We start from the raw sequence: 21,215 nt of genomic DNA on the forward strand, positions 1-21,215 counted from the left end.
ACCTATGACTCTTGATATATCAAAGTACCCAACTCTTGCTTTGGCTGATAAGCCAGAGGATTTGCGTCTACTTCCAAAAGAGACGCTTACACAGCTTTGTGATGAATTACGTACCTATCTTCTTAACTCGGTGAGCCAGTCAAGTGGTCACTTAGCGTCAGGCTTAGGTACAGTAGAGCTGACAGTTGCTCTGCATTACGTGTACAACACGCCTTTTGACCAGTTGGTTTGGGATGTTGGTCACCAAGCATACCCGCACAAAATTCTTACAGGTCGTCGCGACCGCTTGTCGACTATCCGTCAAAAAGATGGACTGCACCCATTCCCATGGCGTCAAGAGAGCGAATACGACACCCTTTCTGTTGGTCACTCTTCAACATCGATCAGTGCTGCACTTGGTATGGCTATCAGTTCGAAGAAAGAAGGCAAGAACCGTAAAGTCGTGAGTGTGATTGGTGATGGCGCGATTACTGCGGGTATGGCATTTGAAGCCATGAACCACGCGGGCGATATTCACAATGACATGCTGGTTATCCTGAACGATAACGAGATGTCGATCTCTGAAAACGTAGGTGCGCTAAACAACCACCTAGCTCAAGTTCTTTCTGGCAGTCTTTACACGTCAATTCGTGAGGGCGGCAAGAAAGTGCTATCAGGCGTTCCGCCGATTAAAGAGCTGGTTCGTCGTACAGAAGAACATCTAAAAGGCATGGTTGTCCCTGGCACCATGTTCGAAGAGTTAGGCTTTAACTACATTGGCCCAATTGATGGTCACGATGTCAATGAGCTGATTAAAACGCTTAAGAACATGAGAGACCTTAAAGGCCCTCAGTTCCTGCATATCATGACTAAGAAAGGCAAAGGCTACGAGCCAGCTGAGAAAGATCCAATCGGTTACCACGGCGTACCGAAATTCGATCCAGCACACTCAAGTCTGCCTAAGAGCACCAGCTCTAAACCAACTTTCTCTAAGATTTTTGGTGACTTCCTGTGTGATATGGCGGCGCAAGATCCTAAGCTAATGGCGATCACGCCTGCAATGCGTGAAGGTTCTGGCATGGTGCGTTTCTCGAAAGAGTACCCAGAACAATACTTCGACGTAGCAATTGCTGAGCAGCATGCTGTGACCCTAGCAACGGGTATGGCGATTGCGGGTGATAAGCCGATTGTCGCTATCTACTCGACGTTCCTACAACGTGGCTACGATCAACTGATCCACGATGTGGCTATCATGGACTTACCGGTCATGTTCGCTATTGACCGTGCAGGTCTTGTCGGTGCTGATGGTCAAACACACCAAGGTGCGTTCGACTTAAGCTTTATGCGTTGTATTCCAAACATGGTGATCATGGCGCCAAGCGACGAAAACGAATGTCGCCAAATGCTTTACACTGGCCACCAGCATACAGGTCCAAGTGCCGTTCGTTACCCTCGCGGTAATGGTATGGGTACTGAGATACAAAATAAATTTACCGCGCTTGAGATTGGTAAAGGTCGTATCGTTCGCGAAAGCGAAAAAGCAAAAGATGGCTCGAAGGTCGCTATCCTAAGCTTCGGTACTTTCCTTGAGAGTGCACTTCAAACGGCTGATGCTATCGATGCTACAGTGGCAGATATGCGCTTTGTTAAGCCCCTCGACGAAGCTCTGATCAAACAACTTGCTGCTGACCACGATGTACTAGTGACTATCGAAGAAAACGCGATTGCAGGTGGTGCGGGCGCAGGTGTGATTGAGTTCTTGATGCAAGAGAAACTGCTGATGCCAGTATTGAACCTTGGCCTACCAGACAAGTTCATTGCTCAAGGTACGCAAGGCGAACTGCATGAAGAGCTTGGTTTGGACGCGAAAGGCATTGAGAAGTCTATCACTGACTATCTTGCCAAGTAGCTTTAATACGTAAGCTCGTAAGCTCCGCAAACAAAAAAGGTTGGCCCTAGGGTCAACCTTTTTAGTATCTGCTAATTAGTTTGGTGTATCGCCAACTAAACCTTAGCCCTTCAGTTAACTCACACTAACCAACCTGCGAAATGTGCCACGGCATACAACGAAATAGCCGCCATAATACCCGCTACAATATCGTCAATCATGATACCCAAGCCGCCGTGAATTCGCGCATCTAGCCAACCAATCGGCCAAGGTTTTACCATGTCAAAGAAGCGGAAAAGCACAAAACCAGTCAGAAGCCATTTCCAGTCATCGGCAGGGATATTCAGCATAGGCACTAAGCTCATGGTGATCCAAAAGCCCGCAAACTCATCCCAAACGATAGAACCGTGGTCATGCACGCCCATATCATCAGACGTTACTTGGCAGATCTTAATACCAATAATGCAGCTTACCACCACCACGGCAACGTAAGCAGGAAACGGTAGCTGAACCAACATTAGGTACAACGGAATTGACGCAAGCGTGCCCATTGTGCCGGGAATAATAGGCGATAAGCCACTGCCAAAACCCGTTGCTAAGAAATGCCAAGGATTTTTAAGAGAAATAAGAGAAAGTGGGTTTGTCATCAATTAACCTTAAAGTGATCGTAACCAGTTAAGTTCCAGCTTAGTGGTTCACCATTATTGTGTAATTCAAAATATTCTACAGGTCTTATCTGGCCAATGCAGGTGACTTTTGTACCTGTGTGTGACAAAGCACTTTCCAGCGACCCTTTATTCTCTTCTGGTACAGTAAAGCACAGTTCGTACTCTTCACCACTCGTTAGCGCATACTGCTGAGCTGAAGTGATATCAGGAGCGAACTGACGTAACTCTGGAGAGATAGGCAGCGTGCTTACATCAATACTCGCGCCAACTTGAGAACGCTTAAGGATATGTTTTAAATCAGCAATAACGCCATCAGAGATATCAATCGCCGATGAAGCAAGGTTCACTAGAGCCTGACCCGCTAACACTCGTGGGGCGCTCACATAATGTCTCTCTTCAAGCTCAGCAGCATAGGGCTTCGCTCTGTTCTGCTCAGGGTTAAGTAACACTTCTAAGCCAGCTTTGCTGTCACCTAGATTACCTGTTACGTAAATCCAGTCGCCCACTTTCGCGCCATCTCTGCGCAGCGCTCGTCCTTCAGGAACAAAGCCCTGTACCGTCAGTGTCAGGCTTAGTGGACCTTTGGTTGTGTCGCCACCAATTAACTGAATACCAAAGTAGTCTGCGAGTTTAAAAAAGGAGTCACAGAAGGGAGCAAGCCATGCTTCATCGATTTCAGGCATGGTTAAAGCAAAAGACACCCAAGCAGGCGTCGCGCCCATTGCAGCAAGGTCACTGATATTGGAAGCCAACGCTTTGTGTGCCACCCAAGCCGGATTCGCCTCAGCTAAGAAATGGGTCCCAGCCACTAAGGTGTCCGTGCTGATCGCTATCTCAACATTGCCCGGCGCTTTGACCAAAGCACAATCATCGCCAGCAGCTAGAAGAACGTCTTTACGTTGTGGTTGTCGATTTACAAAATATTTTTCAATCAGGTTAAATTCGCCAGACATCACATGCCCTATCTTTAGTCTCATAAAAATCGCCGTAATCATGGATATTACAGAAATTTAGTTACAAAAAAGGCCAGCATAAAAGCTGACCTTTAGATTCAATATACGAACGTCTTATTTCTTACGAACGTGCGGTGCAGCTTTATCAAGCACACCGTTAACAAACTTATGGCTGTCTTCTGCTGCAAATACTTTTGCAAGCTCGATAGCTTCGTTGATAACCACTTTGTATGGTACATCTTCGCGACGAGTCATCTCGTACATAGCTAAACGTAGAAGCGCTAGTTCCATCAGATCCAGATCTTGCATAGGGCGAGATACGAATGGACGAAGCTTGCTATCAAGTTCCATGTGGCTAAGAGCAACACCAGTTAGTAGGTCGCGGAAGTATGCAACGTCTGTTTCTGGCATAGCAAGAGCAGGCTCTGCAGCATGATGCTCTTCTTCATCATACTTACCACCAGATAAGAACTGTTCTTCAACGGTAGCAATATTTTCTTTAGTAATTTGCCAAGAATAAATTGCTTGTAGAGCAAATTGACGTGCGTTACGACGTGCGGCTGGTTTCACACTGGCCCCCATTAGGAATCGATTTCAGAAAGAACGTTGATCATCTCAAGTGCGCTAAGTGCTGCTTCTGCACCCTTATTACCAGCCTTGGTTCCTGCGCGTTCAATAGCTTGATCGATCGTATCAACAGTAAGAACACCAAACGCTACTGGAAGAGAATATTCCAGAGACACTTGTGCCAAACCTTTATTACATTCACTACAAACATAGTCAAAGTGAGGTGTACCGCCACGAATTACTGTACCAAGAGATACAATCGCATCGAACTTACCTGTTTTTGCAACGCGCTGCGCTACAAGTGGAAGTTCTACTGCACCAGGGCAACGAACAACAGTGATGTTGTCTTCGCTTACTTGTCCATGACGCTTTAAAGTATCGATTGCACCAGAAAGTAAACTTTCGTTAATAAAACTGTTGAAACGAGCAATAACGATAGCAATTTTTGCATTTGGCGCTGGGAAGCCACCCTCGATCACTTTCATAAGCCTTCCTTTAACTATTTTCATCAAGTGAGAATCGCCGGATTCTAGCACAAAACTGTGAGCAATATCTAATGGTAATTTAGAAGAACAGACACCGGCAATGTAAAGATGATAATGCAGCGCCAATCCCAAACATATAGGAACAGCGAGTAGCCAAGTTTGTGTATTGAACACGTATTGAGTCGAACTTGGCTACTTTGCTCTTTTGGCAAGATTTATCACCAAAAGAGCCACTGAGATTATCGGTAAATTATGTCACTACAAACGGAGAAACGTCTGCTCGTTGACACATATTTTATTCGCAAACATACTCAACAACGTTAAGACCAAAACCACCTAATGCGTGGTAACGCTTAGTGCTTGAAGAAAGCAGACGCATATCGTGCACACCTAGATCTTGAAGAATCTGAGAACCGACACCAACACGACGCGAGGTACCCTGCTTCTTCGCCATAGTTGGCTGCTCGTTCTTGTCTTGCGCTTCGAATGTCTTCACTTTGTGAATCAAAGAATCAGACGACTCTTCGTTGCCAAGAATAACCAACACACCGCCTTCGTCGCCAATACGCTTCATCGCTTTATCTAGCGACCAGCTGCGTTCAGTACCACGGTCTGAATGAAGCAGATCGGTGAACGTGTCATGCAGGTGAACACGTACCAAAGGAGCACCTTCAGATAGGTCGCCTTTTTGCATCGCGTAGTGGATCTGGTTATCAATTGTATCGCGGTAAGTCACCAGCTCGAAATCACCAAACTCTGTTGGTAAATGGCATTGTGCTACACGCTCAATCGTTGTTTCTGTGTTGTTGCGGTATTCAATCAAGTCAGCAATCGTGCCTAGCTTGATGTCGTGTTTTTCAGCAAACACTTCAAGGTCAGGGCGACGAGCCATAGTACCGTCGTCGTTAAGGATCTCAACGATAACCGATGCTGGCTCGCAGCCTGCAAGACGTGCTAAATCACAACCTGCTTCTGTGTGTCCTGCGCGAGTCAGAACACCGCCATCTTGCGCTGTCAGTGGGAAAATATGACCAGGTTGAACAAGATCAGCCGCTTTCGCATCTTTCGCCACTGCCGCTTGAACCGTCACTGCACGGTCTGATGCAGAGATACCCGTTGTTACGCCCTCTGCCGCTTCAATCGAAACAGTAAAGTTAGTGGTGTACTGTGCGTTGTTATCTTGAACCATAGGCGCTAGACCCATGCGGTTTGAACGCTCTTTGGTTAGCGTCAGACAAATTAAACCACGGCCGTACATCGCCATGAAGTTAATCGCTTCTGGCGTCACATGTTCTGCTGCCATGATCAGATCGCCTTCATTTTCGCGATCTTCATCATCCATCAGGATAACCATTTTTCCTAGGCGAATGTCTTCAATAATTTCTTGAGGAGTACTAATTGGCATTGTTCTATATCCTTTGAAATGGTTCTGCTTCCTAGAACCGACACTATTTAAACCTGATGATATTGCTTCGCTTTACAAAGTCTCGCTTAACGCACTTTGTATCAACGGTTAGGCAAAACCATTCTGCTGTAAGAATTCCATCGTTAATCGAGATTCAGGCTCAGATTCTTGTTGCTGACCTTGCAGTAAACGCTCCATGTAACGTGCTAATACATCAACTTCTAGATTCACTTTACGACCGACATTGAATTGGTCGATGGTGGTTTCTGAAGAAGTATGAGGAACGATAGTCAGCTTGAATGCGTTCTTACGTAAATCGTTCACAGTCAGGCTAATGCCATCAACTGTTACTGAGCCTTTTTGAGCCACGTATTTTGAGATTTCTGCTGGCATTTCTACCCAGAATTCAATCGCACGGCCAACTTGGTTACGTTCAACAATCTCACCCACGCCATCAACGTGACCAGACACTATATGTCCACCGAAACGCGTGGTTGGTAACATTGCTTTCTCAAGGTTAACTTTATCGCCCGCTTGGTAATCGACAAAACCCGTTTTTTTCAGGGTCTCAAGCGAAAGATCTGCACTGTAGCTGTGGTCGTTATATTCAACAACTGTCAAACACACACCATTGGTAGCGATACTGTCGCCTAACTTAACGTCAGCCATATCAAGCTTACCAACATTAACCGTTACGGTGATGTCTTCTCCGCGGGGAGTGATTGCACTCAATGTACCTACGGCTTCTACAATTCCTGTAAACATTTTAAAACTCTTTTTGTTGTCAACGACACGTATGTAGTTGGAGTAACTATTTCCACTGTGGTTTCGTTACTATCTGTTTCGAAATACGGGTTTCGCAACGATGCGAATATCCACACCAACCTGTCGAACATCTTTAATTTCTAGGTCAATAACGTCAGACATTGAAGTGAGCCCTAATGCACCCATCAAACCTCGTCCGTCACTGCCCATAAGTTTAGGTGCTAAATAAAGGATTAGCTCATCCACCAGCTGCTCTTCAATCAAGCTTTTTGCCAATGTTGCGCCCGCTTCGACCCAAATATGGTCGATATGATTGGCAGGTAATTGACGCATCAGATCGTGCAAATCGAGCTGACCTGCATCTGTGGTTGCGACTTCAATATCAGCAGATGCTTCGGCAACTCTCAACACCGATGTTGAAGTCTGGAATAACTTGAGTTCAGGACGCAGTTGGTTTTGACGATCAAGAATCACGCGAATCGGCTGACGCAGCTCGTCTTCAGCGTAATGACCTTTGATACTGCTTGGCAACTCTGCCCAACGAACATTCAACGACGCGTTGTCTTCAATCACCGTCTGGCTAGTTGACAACACAGCGCCTGATTTTGCTCGGTAGTTCTGAACATCACGACGTGCTTCTGGCGATGTGATCCACTGGCTTTGGCCATTTTCCAATGCCGTTTGCCCATCAAGGCTAGCGGCCATCTTTAACTGAACGAATGGCATGCCAGTTTGCATACGCTTGATAAATGCAGGGTTCAAGTCGAGAGCGTCTTGCTCTAGCAAACCGATTTCAACCTCAATACCCGCATCGCGTAGCATTTTGATACCACGACCTGCGACTTTTGGGTTTGGGTCCTGCATGGCACAAATCACTTTGGCTACTTGAGCCTTAATCAAACCTTCAGCACAAGGCGGCGTTCGACCGTAATGAGAACAAGGCTCTAGCGTGACATAAGCCGTCGCACCTTTTGCTTTGTCGCCTGCCATTCGCATGGCATGTACTTCAGCATGAGGTTCGCCAGCTTTGGCATGAAAACCTTCACCAACGATCTGACCGTCGGTTTGTACAATGACACAACCCACATTAGGGTTTGGCGCAGTAGTGTAAATGCCGCGTTTTGCTAACTGAATAGCACGCGACATCATTTGAAAATCTAGGGGAGTAAAGTTTGACATGATTGAGGAGTTAATCCTCTAATTTAGCGATTTCTTCGCCAAACTCTCGGATGTCTTCAAAGCTGCGGTAAACAGAGGCAAAACGAATGTACGCCACTTTATCCAATTCTTTCAATTGGCCCATCACAAGATTACCAATCATCTCGCTTGGTACTTCACGCTCACCAGTTGCACGGAGTTGTGACTTAATCGTACTGATCGCAAGTTCAATCGCGTCAGCACTCACTGGGCGTTTTTCTAGGGCGCGCTGTACACCACCCACCATTTTATCTTCATTAAATGGTTCGCGGTTTCCATTCGACTTTATGACTTTAGGCATCACAAGTTCTGCCGATTCGAACGTAGTAAAACGTTCACTACATGCAAGGCATTGACGGCGACGACGAACCTGATGGCCATCGGCTACCAGTCTTGAATCGATTACTTTAGTGTCGTTCTCTGAACAAAAAGGACAATGCATATCACCTCCAAATAATTGAATATCAGTGTAACGGAATTGCCAAACGTTAGGAAAGAAAAAGGGCCAATTAAGGCCCTTTTGTGTGGTGATTCATTGATTATTGCTACTCGACCGCCATTTCAAAAATGAGCTGAGGAGTAAAATTAACGACCAGCGTTAACCGCGGACTAAATAGTTCGCTTTACCTACCCATTTGTAGCTTGTCAGCTCTTCTAAGCCCATTGGGCCGCGAGCATGCAATTTCTGAGTAGACACGGCAACTTCAGCACCTAAACCAAACTGTGCTCCATCAGTGAAACGTGTTGATGCATTCACATAAACCGCTGCAGAACCAACAGAGTTAATGAAACGCTCTGAGCTCTCTAAGCTATTGGTCATGATCGCATCTGAATGACTCGCGTTGTGTACACGCATGTGGTCAATCGCTTCTGCCACATCCGCTACCACTTTCACGCCTAGCGTGTAGCTTAGCCATTCAGTGTCAAAGTCGCCTTCAACCGCATCACGTTGGTCTTCAAAACCCGCTAGCAGCGATTTTGCACTGGTATCAGCAACTAAGGTTACCTTGCCGGCTAAACGCTGTTTCAGCTTAGTTAGGAAAGCTTCAGCAACCGCTTCATGCACTAGCAGTGTATCTAACGAGTTACACGCCGATGGACGTTGAACTTTTGAGTTTTCGACCACATCGACAGATTTCTCAAGATCAGCGCTTTCATCAACGAAGATATGGCTGATACCAAAGCCGCCGATGATTACTGGGATGGTGCTGTTCTCTTTACACATCTTGTGCAGACCAGCGCCGCCACGAGGAATGATCATATCCACGTAGTCGTCCAGTTTAAGCAGTTGAGAAACGAGTTCACGATCAGGCTTCTCGATGTACTGAACAGAAGCGGCTGGAAGCTCCGCTTTCTCTAATGCAGACTGGATAACCTTAACCAGTTCCATGTTCGAGAAAAACGTCTCTTTACCACCACGTAGAATGCTTGCGTTACCTGTCTTCAGACACAGAGCTGCAATATCGATGGTTACGTTCGGACGCGCTTCATAGATAACACCCACCACACCAAGTGGCACGCGGCGGCGAGACAGTGACATACCGTTTTCTAGTACTTTGCTGTCAATTTCGCTGCCAACTGGGTCATTCAGGCTAATCACGTTACGAACATCGTTAGCGATACCGGTTAAGCGCTCTTCGTTAAGAAGTAGACGATCGAGCAGTGCGTCAGTTAAACCCGCTTCACGACCCAGTTCGATGTCTTTCGCGTTCGCTTCTAAAATCGTTGTTGCGTTTGCTTCTAGCTCATCAGCGATAATCGCCAATGCTTTATTCTTTTGCGCCGTAGATGCGGTCGCTAGGTGGAAAGCAGCGTCTTTTGCTGCGATACCCATGTTAGTTAAATCCACGTTTAACTCTCCCTAAATTCTGTCTGTCTTTGGATGCAAAAAGGTGATTCACCTTATCATCACGAGCTACTCTTGGATTACAACTAGGTCGTCACGGTGAATGACTTCTGACCCATAATCGTATCCAAGGATGTCGCCAATATCTTTACTGTGCTTGCCTGCAATTTTTGCTAGGTCTTGGCTTGAATAACTGGCGATACCACGCGCAATTACTTTGCCTTTGCTGTCTGTGACTTGGGTAACTTCACCACGAGAGAATTCGCCTTTAACTCGAACAACCCCTTTCGCCAACAAGCTGCTGCCTTTGGTGTTGACTGCGTTTACTGCGCCGTCGTCAACCACGATGTCACCTGCTGAAGCAGGGCCCGCTAAAATCCAGCGTTTACGGTTTTCAAGCGCTTCCGCTAAAGGCAAGAAACGTGTGCCTTGTGGGTTATCACTCAGTGAATCAAACACCACATTTTCAGCACTGCCCGCAGCAATAATCACTTCGATGCCTGCGCGACGAGCAATGTCAGCCGCCTGCAGTTTTGTCGCCATGCCGCCAGTACCCAACGTAGTACCGCTGCCACCTGCGATCTTACGCAGCGTGTCATCAATGGTTTTCACTTCTTTGATGAGCTCAGCATTTGGATCTTTACGAGGGTCAGCCGTAAACAGGCCTTTTTGGTCTGTTAGTAGCAAAAGCTTATCAGCACCGCACAAAATACCCACTAAGGCCGACAAGTTATCATTGTCGCCCACTTTAATTTCGTTGGTTGCTACTGCGTCGTTTTCGTTTACTACCGGAATAATATCGTGCTCAACCAGTGCGTTGATCGTGTCACGTGCATTAAGAAAACGCTCGCGATCATCGAGATCAGCACGAGTCAGTAGCATCTGGCCAATCTTAAGGCCATAGATAGCAAACAAAGACTCCCAAACTTGAATCAACTGACTTTGCCCAACTGCCGCAAGCAACTGTTTGCTCGCCATTGAGTTGGGAAGTGCGGGGTAACCAAGGTGCTCACGTCCTGCTGCAATTGCACCAGACGAAACCATAACCACAGAGTGGCCTTGTTTTTTTAATTCAGCACATTGACGAACCAGCTCAACCATATGAGCGCGGTCTAATGCCAATGTTCCACCAGTTAAGACACTGGTACCCAGTTTAACAACGACAGTTTTACGCTGTGTTGTTGTCCCGCTTTGATGATTTGTTGTCATGAAGTCTTTTATGGATAAAACAAATAAGAGGTGATGTTTTAGCAATCAAAAGGGGAATTCACAAGCAGAAAAGGTGCGAAATCGCACCTTTTTGCTTTATATAGAAGAGTAACCTTTAAAATTAGACGAATTCGACAGACTCTTCGTCTAATTGGATACTGATTTCAAACTTACTTTGAAGTTCATCAACCAGTTTCTTGTGGAAGGCTTCTTGAGTTCGAGAGACCTCAGCGACCGCCTTTTTAGGTAACGGCAAAGAATCCCAGTTACCATCGATGTTGTACTTGCCGATATTGTACTTCGCCGAATATCCCTCTTCCGACTTATCCAATTCCAGCCACCAGCCCCAGAACTCGCGTTCTTCTGGTGATTTTTTATCGTTCACACATACAGACAAGCAATCAAAGATATAGTGGCCTTCTTCTGATTGCGGTTCCCTTAAGTAAGGCCCGATCGCCTTTAAAACATTCAACAAGCGGTAATGCGTAGGTTGTTGTGTCACTTCTGACATATTGAATCTCCATTTTCAATGTTAAGAATGACGTTACTCAGACTGTTATACGTAGAAACTACGCATTTGGATTTTATAAATGACCTCTGAGTATCAGGTACTTAGTTTGTACATTTTTCATGCTTAACTAATTTAGGAGAAATGTCATCTAAATAATTCATCCTCAAGCCACTTTATCGCCAATTCGAGGGATTGCTCATAACCTTGTGTAATTGACTTAGCTTTGATTTTCTTCGCTTTTCCGTAATCACTGTAAATAGCAACCAGTTGATTATCCATTGGCGGTGAAACCGGGTCGCCTTCCAGAGCCAATGCCAAGATAGGAACACTGGTTTTACTGTTTGACAGCAAACCTTGTACCTTGAGTGACCACGCCATCAACTGCCCAGAAAGGCTAGAGATATCGACCGCCCCTTTACCAAGGCGCGAAGCCAACACATCTAGATGCATTTTAGGCATCTGCTTAAGTTTGTCTGCATGAACAAAGATATCGTGAATTGGCGCGCCTAAAGAAATACACGCTTTAATCTTATGTTGCTCGAGGAAAGATAATCTCACCATCGCATTGCCACCGAAGCGGAAACCAAACAAGCCGACTTTGTGGTGATCGACCCATGGGATGTTAGGCAATTCATTCAGCACTGCTTGGTGAAGACAAGATGAGTCTTCTGTTAACGGCCAATGTGCACTGTGCCCTATTGATGGCATGTCTACCGTTAACATAGCAATGTTCTTAGGTGCTAAATAATCCCTAAACAGGCGCCACATATCGGTTTGCAAGCTATCTAGACCCGCGCTGACAATCACAACCGGTTGTGGTTTATCTGTCTTGGTTAGATGCAAGTTCGCTTTGATCTTCTTGTTTTGGTATGGAATATCAATCTGCTTGACGATCAACTTAGTGTGCTTGATCGCTTCAGAATACGCTGCGTTGGCCAACACTTGAGCCTGAGCTGCCAAGTTGTCGCTCTTGAGGTGTGGGTAACCCGCAATACTGAAGCACAACGATGCGGAAAATAGCTCTTCAGCCATCTCTTCACCATTCTTCTCATTAGAACGATTTTGATGCTGCATACCCAGCTTGGTCCATTCGTATGCCCAGTTACCACTTCGGTAACCCATGACCGTATCAAGCCACTCATCGGTTGTACGAGAGTTATCTGATGACGCGATGCGAGCCAATACCGCTTCCTGCTCTATTGGATTAACGCCTTGCCATACCCACTGAAGACGTCTTAGGTTTCGATACCATGATGAGTTTTGCTGTTCACGTTTCTCATCCAATAGCGCTTCAGAGCTTGGCATGTATTGTGTCAACATTGAGGTCTCTTTCGCTTGCTTGTGCTTTACAAACAAAGTTTCCGAAAGGTTCGAGCTCGTTTCTTCTGGTTCAGACATTGGGATACTTAATAAGAAATGGTTGTCACTAATAATATAAAAAAAAATGACCCTATAAAGGGTCATTTCTCAAAAAACTAAGTTTACGCTTATTTTGACTTGCGATTTACTGGCTCTACGTAGCTTAGGCTAGTATCCCAAGGTTGCTCAATCCATGTGTCTTGAGCGATATCAACAATGTACTCGTCTAGCAAATCAGCGCCAGATGGTTTTGCACATACAGCGATCAGTTTCGCTTTAGGGTACATTTCGCGAAGCTTACGTGCAGTGTCACCACTATCAACCAAGTCTTCAACGATTAGGAAGCCTTCGCCGTCACCTTCAGGTGCTTTAACTACTGTCATATCACGTTGGTGATCGTGGTCGTAGCTAGAAATACAAATCGTATCTACGTGACGAATACCTAGCTCACGAGCCAAGATTGCACCAGGAACCAAACCACCACGGCTTACTGCCCAGATGCCTTTCCACTGCTCTGCTGGCATTTGCTTTTCAGCAAGTTGACGGCAGTAAGTCTGCATGTTGTCCCAAGTGATAACGAATTTGTTGCTCATAGTATAAAACCTAATAATTTTGTCATGTTATTAGAGGCTATTTCAAACATAGCCTCTTCAGCGATTAAGCAGAAATCTAGACGATTAAGCGAAAATGTATTTAAGAATAAAGATAGCCGACATTACCCACACAGCAGGTGAAACGTCGCGACCTTTACCACTTAGCAGCTTAATTGCAGCGTAAGCGATGAAACCTAGTGAGATACCCTCAGCGATAGAGTACGTCAGCGGCATAAGCAGACATGTTACCACGACTGGTGCTGCTTCCGTAAGATCACGCCAATCAATGCCAACTAGGCCAGACATCATCAGAATTGCTACATAGAAAAGTGCACCTGATGTTGCGTAAGCCGGAATCATACCTGCAAGTGGCGAGAAGAAAAGAGCCAGTAGGAATAAGATACCAACAACAACAGCCGTTAGACCGGTACGGCCGCCTTCAGCAACACCCGCAACACTCTCAACATAAGAAGTAGTATTTGATGTACCTAGCAGTGCACCAATAGATGTTGCTGTAGAGTCAGCAAGCAGTGCTTTGTTCAAGCGAGGTAGTTTGCCGTCTTCTTTGATTAGGTTTGCTTTCGTTGCAACACCAACCAGAGTACCCGCTGTATCGAACAAATCGACGAACAAGAACGCGAATACCACTGAAATCATACCGATTTCAAATACAGCAGAGAAGTCAAGCTGCATGAATGTAGGAGCAAGGCTTGGTGGTGTAGACATGATGCCGCCGTATTGAACGTCACCAATAACAATGCCAAGAGCTGTGATAGCTAGAATCGCAATCATTACTGCCCCTTTCACGCCACGGTGAACAAGAGCAATCGTTAGGAAGAAACCAAGTGAGCCTAGGATAGGAGCAATCGCGGTAATGTCGCCCAGTGAAACTTTAGTTGCTGGGTTAGAAACAACGATGCCTGCATTGCTAAGCGCAATAAACGCTAGGAAAAGACCGATACCTGCAGAGATACCAACACGCAGAGACATAGGGATCGAGTTGATAATCCATTCACGGATCTTAAAGATGCTTAAGAAGATGAAGATTACGCCTGATACGAAAACCGCTGCCAGAGCAACTTGCCACGTATAACCCATACCCATTACAACAGCGTAGGTAAAGAATGCGTTCAAACCCATGCCTGGAGCTTGAGCAATTGGGTAGTTAGCAACAAAGCCCATGATGAAACAGCCAATAGCAGCCGCTAAACAGGTTGCTACAAATACAGCGCCATGGTCCATACCAGCATCAGCTAGAATCATTGGGTTTACAAAAATGATGTAAGCCATTGTTAGGAAGGTTGTTAGACCGGCGATGATTTCAGTGCGCACATTGGTGCCATTTTCACTGAGTTTGAATAGCTTTTCGAACATTATCGAATCCTATAAGGGTAAAAAGTAAACGGTTGCGTAAACGATTGGCTGTGGATTATAAAGTTATCAAATAACAAATTCCAGATAGAATTAAGGCTCTAATCGATATTTATCAGAATGCCGTATGAAACAAAGCGATTACAAATGAGAAATAACAAGAATAATAACCATTAAAAACAATTAATTAGGTAAAATAAAGGCGATGAGATTACTTGGTTATTTTTTCAACCATCGGTTATTTCCATTGAGAATGTAGCCATCATATTCTCAATTTAAACCCACAAGAGTTGTGTATTTTTCAACAGGATCAGTAATAAGACGCAAATTGACATTTTGGCGTTTAAAAAACAACCACTCAGAACAGCAAAGAAAGTGACAAGCGAAAGCGGTTTGGAAAAGTAGCAGGCAAAAAAACGCCACTCAAAACTGAGTGGCGGTAGAATCTGTCAACCAAAAGGGCTGTAAAAGAATTCCAATATATAGGGGTGAACAAAACTGTTCGAGTTACATGCTTACGGTATTAGTAACCAAAGCTTGTAGGGTATGCAAAGTTGCTAGTGTAAACAGAGCTGTTAATCCAGAACATTGCAGATGGTAAACCTTTCATAACTATCACCTTAATAAATCAATAAAAAACGAATTTGATTTCTCGGTTCCTTGGAGGCGATAAAACGGACTCATCCTTTGAGCATTTACTCTTCATCTCAGAAGTTGGTTATTAATATACCCTAAAGAAAAAAGATTACAAGTATTTTTTGCTATACGTCACATTTTTGGCCATTTACGGTTATTTTGCAAACTTATTTTGTAATAAAATTACAAAATAGAATTAAACAAACGTTTGCCTGCTCCATTTATAAGCATCAAGGCGCTTAGCTGTGATCAGATGGACAAGATCGCTTTCAAAATTTGAGCTATTTGAGGTTTAGAACCGCTACTCGTCAAAACGCTCAAGTGGTATGCTGTTGCCATCAAAACAGACCCATATTTTAGATTTTTGTTCTAGGTTTTTCCCCATACAAAACCTAAATATATGGTTATTAAATAAAAAAGGAGTCATCCGTGTCTGAATTCCATTCTGAGATCAGTAAATTATCCCCTGCCCCTATCTGGCAGTTCTTCGATAAGATTTGCTCAATCCCACACCCTTCTAAGCATGAAGAAGAGCTTGCTCAATACATTATTGCTTGGGCAACAGAGCAAGGCCTAGATGTACGTCGTGACCCAACGGGTAACGTATTCATCAAAAAGCCAGCAACGGCGGGTATGGAAAACAAAAAAGGTGTAGTGCTACAAGCTCACATCGATATGGTTCCACAAAAGAACGAAGACACAGTTCATGACTTTGCTAAAGATCCAATTCAACCATACATTGATGGTGAGTGGGTTACAGCTAAAGGCACAACGCTTGGCGCTGATAACGGCATGGGCATGGCTTCTTGCCTAGCGGTTCTTGCTTCAAACGAAATCCAGCACGGCCCTATCGAAGTTCTACTAACAGTAGATGAAGAAGCAGGCATGACTGGTGCTTTCGGTCTTGAAGCGGGTTGGTTAGAAGGCGATATCCTTCTTAACACCGATTCAGAGCAAGAAGGCGAAGTGTACATGGGTTGTGCTGGCGGTATCGACGGCGCAATGACATTTGAAATTGCTCGTAATGCGATTCCAGCTGACTTCGTAACACGTAAGCTAACGCTAAAAGGCCTAAAAGGCGGTCACTCTGGTTGTGACATCCACACAGGTCGTGCAAACGCAAACAAACTGCTTGCTCGCTTCCTAGCGAGTCACGCAAAAGAGCTAGACCTTCGCATCGTCGAATTCAAAGGTGGTAGCCTTCGTAACGCGATCCCTCGTGAAGGTTTCGTAACGGTTGCTGTTCCTGCGGCAAACCAAGAAAAACTGGCTTCACTATACAACTACTACACTGAGCTGCTTTCAACAGAGCTAGGTAAAGTAGAAGACAGCATCGTGACTTTCAATGAAGAAGCTTCTGTAGAAATGGGCGCACTTGCGTCAGCAGACCAAGCTCGCTTTATCGCGGCACTTAACGCATGTCCAAACGGCGTGATTCGTATGAGTGACGAGATTGAAGGTGTTGTGGAAACGTCTCTAAACGTAGGTGTTATCACAACAGAAGAGAACTCAATCACAGTACTTTGCCTGATCCGCTCTCTTATCGATTCAGGTCGTAGCCAAGTAGAAAGCATGCTTCACTCTGTTGCTGAACTAGCAGGCGCTAACATCGCGTTCTCTGGTGCTTACCCAGGTTGGAAACCAGACGCAGATTCAGAAATCATGCATATCTTCCGTGACATGTACGAAGGTATCTACGGTCACAAGCCAAACATCATGGTTATCCATGCTGGTCTTGAGTGTGGTCTATTCAAAGAACCTTACCCGAACATGGATATGGTTTCTTTCGGCCCAACCATCAAGTTTCCGCACTCTCCTGATGAGAAAGTGAAGATCGACACCGTTGAGCTATTCTGGAACCAAATGGTTGCATTGCTTGAAGCGATCCCAGAAAAAGCTTAATTCGATAAGCTATGTGTGTTCAGTAAATGGTGTTTTACAGTAAACACCGTTTATCTGAGACAAAATAAAACAGGTACTCAATGAGTACCTGTTTTTGTATCTAATCTTTGTAGCTACTACTTGTGACTAAATAAACAATTAAGCGCGTGAAGCCGCGTAGCTTTCTAGCTCATCAATTGAAGTTTGTGCCACAACTTCGCCATCGATGAAGTACGTCACCATCTCGCCATCACGAACACCGATTAACGTCGCACGCTCACCAGACTGGTAAGTAATGTCCATTTGGATCGTGTTTTCATCAATCTGCTGCATTTGACCTTTTTCGATCACATCTGCACTCGTGATAGGACCCACTGGCGCTTCCGTTAGAGACGGATCAAGTTGGTGGTTGATGTCTAGGTAAGTATCAGTCTTAGTATCAAAGATGTGCGGAGCACCTGTTAGTGGGTTGCTACCAGTCCAGAACTCTAGTGAGTTGAATACTATGTAATCGGCAGCAACTGTTAGACCGTATGCAGGTGCAAGTAGAATGTTCAAACCACCACGAGCGTAACGGTTATCAACAGCCTTGATGTTGAACTTCATTAGGTAACCCGTTACTGCGTTGCTACCAACACAGCCAGATAAAGCAACAGATACCACCGCTAGTGCTACAACTTTTGAAATTGTTTTTTTCATTTTGATCTCAATATTTGAATTTGGCCGCCAAAAAATGGCGGTGGATAATACCAACGAACTGAATGACAAATATCAGCTCTAAGTTAATGTATTGTCATAAAATTCAAAATTTTAAACACCCTTCAATTAGCCAGATAAAAAACTGAAACCAATTCAGAAGCCCCTTCATAAAAAACTTTTGTCGTCACCGTAAAGCGATTGATTCGTACTAAAAATCAACGATTGCTACATTCCGTGTTAACGAATTATCACCATGTTGAGAACAACCTAAATGGCAAGACTAAAACCTAATCAACCATTCGAATTACTTGGTTATACTGTTCAGCCAGGACAGCGAATGGAGATTGAACTGCAAGCGGCTCAGCTTTACACGCATTCTCCACTTTCGATCCCGATTGAAATTATTCACGGTCGCCAAGCAGGCCCAACACTGATGGTAAATGCGGCTATCCACGGCGATGAGCTAAACGGTGTTGAGATTGCACGACAACTGACCAATGCGATTGATCCAAAGAAACTGAAAGGGACATTAATTGTTGTGCCTATCGTTAACGTATTTGGCTTTATCCATAAATCTCGTTACCTACCAGACCGTCGTGACCTAAACCGTTGCTTCCCTGGCAGTGAGAAAGGATCGCTAACATCACGTATCGCTTACACTTTCTTCGAGAACGTGGCAAAGCACTGTGATTACATCTTGGATCTACACACGGGCGCGATTCACCGCACCAACCTGCCTCAGATTCGTGCAAACCTATCAAATCCAGAAACAATGCGCATCGCGAAAGCATTCGCAACACCAGTGATCATCGATTCACCACTGCGTGACGGTTCACTGCGTAGCGAAGCGGAAAAACTGGGGATTCCTGTATTAACTTACGAAGGTGGTGAAGCGCTGCGTTTTGATCATCTAGCGATTCGTGCGGGTTATCTTGGTGTGCATCAAGTGATGAAAGAAATCGGCATGCTGCGCCCTAACCGCAAAAAGTTGCCAAAGCCTGTATTGAGTAAATCCACCAGCTGGATCCGCGCTGAATCAGACGGTATTTTGCGTAACATGGTAAGACTTGGCGAACAGGTTGAAGCAGGACAAACCCTTGCTTACATCAGCTCTCCATTGGGTCACCAAGAAGGCCAAGTGATCACAACCAAAGGCGGTATCGTGATTGGTCAGCAAACTCTGCCTTTGGTCAACGAAGGTGATGCTGTGTTCCACATCGCTTACTTCAAGCAAGACGATGAAGAAGTAGGACAATCAGTAGAAAGCTACATTGAAGAAGTGGCAGAAGACGATTGGCTAACTGCACTGAATAACTGATCAGACAATGCTTAACAGTTTAAGAGCTCGACGTTAAAAGCGAGAAGCTAAACCGAGCTCTTAAACACAATAAAACAGAACTCCACAAACTAAAAAGCCCCAAAACACTTTTAACTCGAAAGAAAAAAGTTGTATCGGGGCTTTTTTTTCACAAATCCCTTATCTTAAAATTAAGGGATCTATAAATTAGTCATGCACTGAATTATTCAGCGTCTTGTTGCTCTTCTGCACGAGCTTTAGCGCGCGCTTCACGTGCTTGCTCAGCTTTAAGCTCTTTAGTGTGACGTAGTTCGTCACGCTCTTTACGTTGCTCTGATTTACGCTCGTTACGTTCAGCTTGGTTAGCGATGAAAGATGCTAGCTCTTTCTCTGCCCACTCTTGTGCTAGAGCTTCAGTTTCGAAACCAGACTCACGCTTAGATACTGTAGTGCTGCGAGACGTTACTTGACGAGTAATCTCTGCACACCAACCGTTGCGTTTTTCTGTAAGGCGGATATCAAATTTTTTGTTCTTAGACATGTTCTATTTTTTCCTAAGGGAGATCATTAAGGGATCGGTCAACTTTGATAACTCCATCTAAGTGAGCATCTTTTAACACCATCCCTTGGTAAGCGCGGTATTAGAGCACAAATCAATGAATATTGCTGCAAATATTTGCAGCGGATCACACTCCAATGCTGCAAATCGTTTGCGCCTAATTTCAATCGGTTCATAACTCTCGGTTCACCATCAACTTCTATCCTATTTTATCGATAACAATGAAATGAACTATGCTCAAACAAAGATAAATGAAAGAGATACCTGCTTGCTCAGGTTTATAGACTCTACTGTCTCACCTACTCCGCTCATAATTAAAATAGCTAAGGAGTTGCTATGGATAGCTTCATCAAAAATTTACCCAAAGTTGAGCTGCACTTACATATAGAAGGCACATTAGAGCCAGAGCTGATGTTCCAACTCGCCAAGCGTAATAACCTGTCGATTCCCTTTGAGACCCCAGACCAAGTTCGAGACGCGTACCAGTTCCACAATCTTCAATCCTTTCTCGATATCTATTACCAAGGTGCAAACGTACTGATTCATGAACAAGATTTCTACGACCTGACGTGGGCTTATCTGTTGAAGTGTCAGCAAGATAATGTGGTTCATACTGAGATCTTCTTCGATCCTCAGACTCACACTGAACGCGGCATTGACTTTGAAGTCATCGTTGGCGGGATTACTCGAGCTTTGAATCAAGTGGAGCAAGAGCTTGGTATCAGCAGCCAACTGATCATGTGCTTTCTGCGTCATCTCGATGAAGACAGCGCTTTTGAAACACTCAAACAAGCCCTTCCTTATAAAGATAAGATCATTGCCGTTGGGTTAGATTCATCAGAACAGGGCAATCCACCAGAGAAGTTTAAACATGTATTCCAAGAAGCGATCAACCAAGGCTTTCTGACTGTCGCGCACGCCGGAGAAGAAGGCCCAGCACAAAATATTAGCGACGCACTGAGCTTGCTAGGCATTACCCGAATTGATCATGGCGTTCGCTGTGTAGAAGATGAAGAGTTGATGGAACAGCTAATAGCAAAACGTACACCACTGACCGTCTGCCCGCTGTCGAATACCAAGCTCAAGGTGTTTGAGACCATGCAAGAGCACAACATCGTCGAGTTGCTGAGAAAAGGGCTGTGCGTCACCATCAATTCCGATGATCCGGCTTACTTCGGCGGCTATATGAATGATAACTTCCTCGCCGTCGCCAATGCTCACCCAGTGACCAAAAACGAATTGGCGCAGTTCAGTATTAATGCCATCGAAGCCAGTTTTATCTCGCCTCACGCCAAGGAAGATCTCATCACACAGGTACGCCAATACCTTGCTGCGAGTACTTAATGA

The 21,215-nt window shown here is 44.9% G+C and carries 20 protein-coding genes; 4 read left to right on the top strand and 16 right to left on the bottom strand.

Features of this window, described 5'->3' with window-relative positions:
* Positions 1–4 precede the first annotated feature (4 nt).
* On the top strand, positions 5–1,888 hold the full coding sequence (dxs, locus tag AB6D58_RS04480; RefSeq protein WP_372156532.1) for a 1-deoxy-D-xylulose-5-phosphate synthase: 1,884 nt from the start codon (positions 5–7) through the stop codon (positions 1,886–1,888).
* Between the two features lie 119 nt (positions 1,889–2,007).
* Here the strand turns inward: dxs and pgpA are convergent, their stop codons facing one another.
* The 14 genes from pgpA to AB6D58_RS04550 form a co-directional block, all read right to left on the bottom strand.
* Positions 2,008–2,514 (bottom strand): phosphatidylglycerophosphatase A, encoded by a 507-nt coding sequence (gene pgpA, locus AB6D58_RS04485; RefSeq protein WP_372156533.1) that lies wholly within the window; start codon positions 2,512–2,514, stop codon positions 2,008–2,010.
* Positions 2,514–3,488, bottom strand: coding sequence for a thiamine-phosphate kinase (gene thiL / locus AB6D58_RS04490; protein WP_017066823.1), 975 nt, complete (start codon positions 3,486–3,488; stop codon positions 2,514–2,516). Before thiL ends, pgpA begins: the two co-directional genes overlap by 1 nt.
* 114 nt (positions 3,489–3,602) lie before the next feature.
* Positions 3,603–4,070 (bottom strand): transcription antitermination factor NusB, encoded by a 468-nt coding sequence (gene nusB, locus AB6D58_RS04495; protein ID WP_004734399.1) that lies wholly within the window; start codon positions 4,068–4,070, stop codon positions 3,603–3,605.
* Positions 4,070–4,540 carry a 6,7-dimethyl-8-ribityllumazine synthase gene (gene ribE / locus AB6D58_RS04500; RefSeq protein WP_004741508.1) on the bottom strand — a complete coding sequence of 157 codons (471 nt, stop codon included), beginning with the start codon at positions 4,538–4,540 and terminating at the stop codon, positions 4,070–4,072. Before ribE ends, nusB begins: the two co-directional genes overlap by 1 nt.
* A 295-nt stretch (positions 4,541–4,835) precedes the next feature.
* Positions 4,836–5,945, bottom strand: coding sequence for a bifunctional 3,4-dihydroxy-2-butanone-4-phosphate synthase/GTP cyclohydrolase II (gene ribBA, locus AB6D58_RS04505; protein WP_017060784.1), 1,110 nt, complete (start codon positions 5,943–5,945; stop codon positions 4,836–4,838).
* A gap of 108 nt (positions 5,946–6,053) precedes the next feature.
* Positions 6,054–6,710 carry a riboflavin synthase gene (locus AB6D58_RS04510; protein WP_010436361.1) on the bottom strand — a complete coding sequence of 219 codons (657 nt, stop codon included), beginning with the start codon at positions 6,708–6,710 and terminating at the stop codon, positions 6,054–6,056.
* Positions 6,711–6,779: 69 nt separating this feature from the next.
* Entirely contained in the window at positions 6,780–7,859 is a 1,080-nt protein-coding gene (gene ribD, locus AB6D58_RS04515; RefSeq protein ID WP_372156534.1) for a bifunctional diaminohydroxyphosphoribosylaminopyrimidine deaminase/5-amino-6-(5-phosphoribosylamino)uracil reductase RibD, read from the bottom strand.
* Between the two features lie 40 nt (positions 7,860–7,899).
* The gene (nrdR, locus tag AB6D58_RS04520) at positions 7,900–8,349 is read right to left on the bottom strand and encodes a transcriptional regulator NrdR (RefSeq protein WP_004734394.1); all 450 of its coding nucleotides are present in this window, start codon (positions 8,347–8,349) and stop codon (positions 7,900–7,902) included.
* Between the two features lie 156 nt (positions 8,350–8,505).
* Positions 8,506–9,756 (bottom strand): glutamate-5-semialdehyde dehydrogenase, encoded by a 1,251-nt coding sequence (locus AB6D58_RS04525; protein ID WP_017060786.1) that lies wholly within the window; start codon positions 9,754–9,756, stop codon positions 8,506–8,508.
* 66 nt (positions 9,757–9,822) lie between these two features.
* The gene (gene proB / locus AB6D58_RS04530; RefSeq protein WP_012604650.1) at positions 9,823–11,007 is read right to left on the bottom strand and encodes a glutamate 5-kinase; all 1,185 of its coding nucleotides are present in this window, start codon (positions 11,005–11,007) and stop codon (positions 9,823–9,825) included.
* Positions 11,008–11,083: 76 nt separating this feature from the next.
* Entirely contained in the window at positions 11,084–11,473 is a 390-nt protein-coding gene (gene crl / locus AB6D58_RS04535; protein ID WP_017060787.1) for a sigma factor-binding protein Crl, read from the bottom strand.
* A 144-nt stretch (positions 11,474–11,617) separates the two neighbouring features.
* The gene (frsA, locus tag AB6D58_RS04540) at positions 11,618–12,871 is read right to left on the bottom strand and encodes an esterase FrsA (protein WP_372156535.1); all 1,254 of its coding nucleotides are present in this window, start codon (positions 12,869–12,871) and stop codon (positions 11,618–11,620) included.
* Between the two features lie 89 nt (positions 12,872–12,960).
* A complete protein-coding gene (tet(34), locus tag AB6D58_RS04545; RefSeq protein ID WP_009847475.1) occupies positions 12,961–13,425 on the bottom strand; it encodes an oxytetracycline resistance phosphoribosyltransferase domain-containing protein Tet(34) in 465 nt (154 codons plus the stop codon).
* 84 nt (positions 13,426–13,509) lie between these two features.
* Entirely contained in the window at positions 13,510–14,799 is a 1,290-nt protein-coding gene (locus AB6D58_RS04550) for an NCS2 family permease (RefSeq protein ID WP_017060789.1), read from the bottom strand.
* Between the two features lie 1,062 nt (positions 14,800–15,861).
* Here AB6D58_RS04550 and AB6D58_RS04555 point away from each other — a divergent pair.
* Positions 15,862–17,334 carry an aminoacyl-histidine dipeptidase gene (locus AB6D58_RS04555; RefSeq protein WP_372156536.1) on the top strand — a complete coding sequence of 491 codons (1,473 nt, stop codon included), beginning with the start codon at positions 15,862–15,864 and terminating at the stop codon, positions 17,332–17,334.
* Positions 17,335–17,472: 138 nt separating this feature from the next.
* On the opposite strand, the gene AB6D58_RS04560 is transcribed toward AB6D58_RS04555, so the two are convergent.
* The gene (locus tag AB6D58_RS04560; RefSeq protein ID WP_017069508.1) at positions 17,473–18,012 is read right to left on the bottom strand and encodes a DUF3332 family protein; all 540 of its coding nucleotides are present in this window, start codon (positions 18,010–18,012) and stop codon (positions 17,473–17,475) included.
* Positions 18,013–18,283: 271 nt separating this feature from the next.
* Here AB6D58_RS04560 and AB6D58_RS04565 point away from each other — a divergent pair, with 271 nt between their 5' ends.
* A complete protein-coding gene (locus tag AB6D58_RS04565) occupies positions 18,284–19,330 on the top strand; it encodes a succinylglutamate desuccinylase/aspartoacylase family protein (protein ID WP_372156538.1) in 1,047 nt (348 codons plus the stop codon).
* Positions 19,331–19,532: 202 nt separating this feature from the next.
* On the opposite strand, the gene AB6D58_RS04570 is transcribed toward AB6D58_RS04565, so the two are convergent.
* Positions 19,533–19,850 carry a DUF3622 domain-containing protein gene (locus tag AB6D58_RS04570; RefSeq protein ID WP_017069509.1) on the bottom strand — a complete coding sequence of 106 codons (318 nt, stop codon included), beginning with the start codon at positions 19,848–19,850 and terminating at the stop codon, positions 19,533–19,535.
* Positions 19,851–20,204: 354 nt separating this feature from the next.
* Between AB6D58_RS04570 and AB6D58_RS04575 the strand changes: the two genes are divergently transcribed.
* Positions 20,205–21,212 carry an adenosine deaminase gene (locus AB6D58_RS04575; RefSeq protein WP_017069510.1) on the top strand — a complete coding sequence of 336 codons (1,008 nt, stop codon included), beginning with the start codon at positions 20,205–20,207 and terminating at the stop codon, positions 21,210–21,212.
* Positions 21,213–21,215: the final 3 nt, after the last annotated feature.

Source organism: Vibrio sp. 10N.239.312.D08, from assembly GCF_041466145.1.
Lineage (GTDB): Bacteria > Pseudomonadota > Gammaproteobacteria > Enterobacterales > Vibrionaceae > Vibrio > Vibrio crassostreae_C.

What these genes read in the sequence shown, in the direction of transcription:
- frsA (WP_372156535.1), bottom strand. Translation starts at nt 12,871, where the DNA reads ATGTCTGAACCAGAAGAAACGAGCTCGAACCTTTCGGAAACTTTGTTT.
- AB6D58_RS04575 (WP_017069510.1), top strand. Translation starts at nt 20,205, where the DNA reads ATGGATAGCTTCATCAAAAATTTACCCAAAGTTGAGCTGCACTTACAT.
- AB6D58_RS04560 (WP_017069508.1), bottom strand. Translation starts at nt 18,012, where the DNA reads ATGAAAAAAACAATTTCAAAAGTTGTAGCACTAGCGGTGGTATCTGTT.
- AB6D58_RS04565 (WP_372156538.1), top strand. Translation starts at nt 18,284, where the DNA reads ATGGCAAGACTAAAACCTAATCAACCATTCGAATTACTTGGTTATACT.
- dxs (WP_372156532.1), top strand. Translation starts at nt 5, where the DNA reads ATGACTCTTGATATATCAAAGTACCCAACTCTTGCTTTGGCTGATAAG.
- nusB (WP_004734399.1), bottom strand. Translation starts at nt 4,070, where the DNA reads ATGGGGGCCAGTGTGAAACCAGCCGCACGTCGTAACGCACGTCAATTT.
- ribBA (WP_017060784.1), bottom strand. Translation starts at nt 5,945, where the DNA reads ATGCCAATTAGTACTCCTCAAGAAATTATTGAAGACATTCGCCTAGGA.
- ribE (WP_004741508.1), bottom strand. Translation starts at nt 4,540, where the DNA reads ATGAAAGTGATCGAGGGTGGCTTCCCAGCGCCAAATGCAAAAATTGCT.
- AB6D58_RS04510 (WP_010436361.1), bottom strand. Translation starts at nt 6,710, where the DNA reads ATGTTTACAGGAATTGTAGAAGCCGTAGGTACATTGAGTGCAATCACT.
- thiL (WP_017066823.1), bottom strand. Translation starts at nt 3,488, where the DNA reads ATGTCTGGCGAATTTAACCTGATTGAAAAATATTTTGTAAATCGACAA.
- ribD (WP_372156534.1), bottom strand. Translation starts at nt 7,859, where the DNA reads ATGATGTCGCGTGCTATTCAGTTAGCAAAACGCGGCATTTACACTACT.
- crl (WP_017060787.1), bottom strand. Translation starts at nt 11,473, where the DNA reads ATGTCAGAAGTGACACAACAACCTACGCATTACCGCTTGTTGAATGTT.
- AB6D58_RS04570 (WP_017069509.1), bottom strand. Translation starts at nt 19,850, where the DNA reads ATGTCTAAGAACAAAAAATTTGATATCCGCCTTACAGAAAAACGCAAC.
- pgpA (WP_372156533.1), bottom strand. Translation starts at nt 2,514, where the DNA reads ATGACAAACCCACTTTCTCTTATTTCTCTTAAAAATCCTTGGCATTTC.
- AB6D58_RS04550 (WP_017060789.1), bottom strand. Translation starts at nt 14,799, where the DNA reads ATGTTCGAAAAGCTATTCAAACTCAGTGAAAATGGCACCAATGTGCGC.
- nrdR (WP_004734394.1), bottom strand. Translation starts at nt 8,349, where the DNA reads ATGCATTGTCCTTTTTGTTCAGAGAACGACACTAAAGTAATCGATTCA.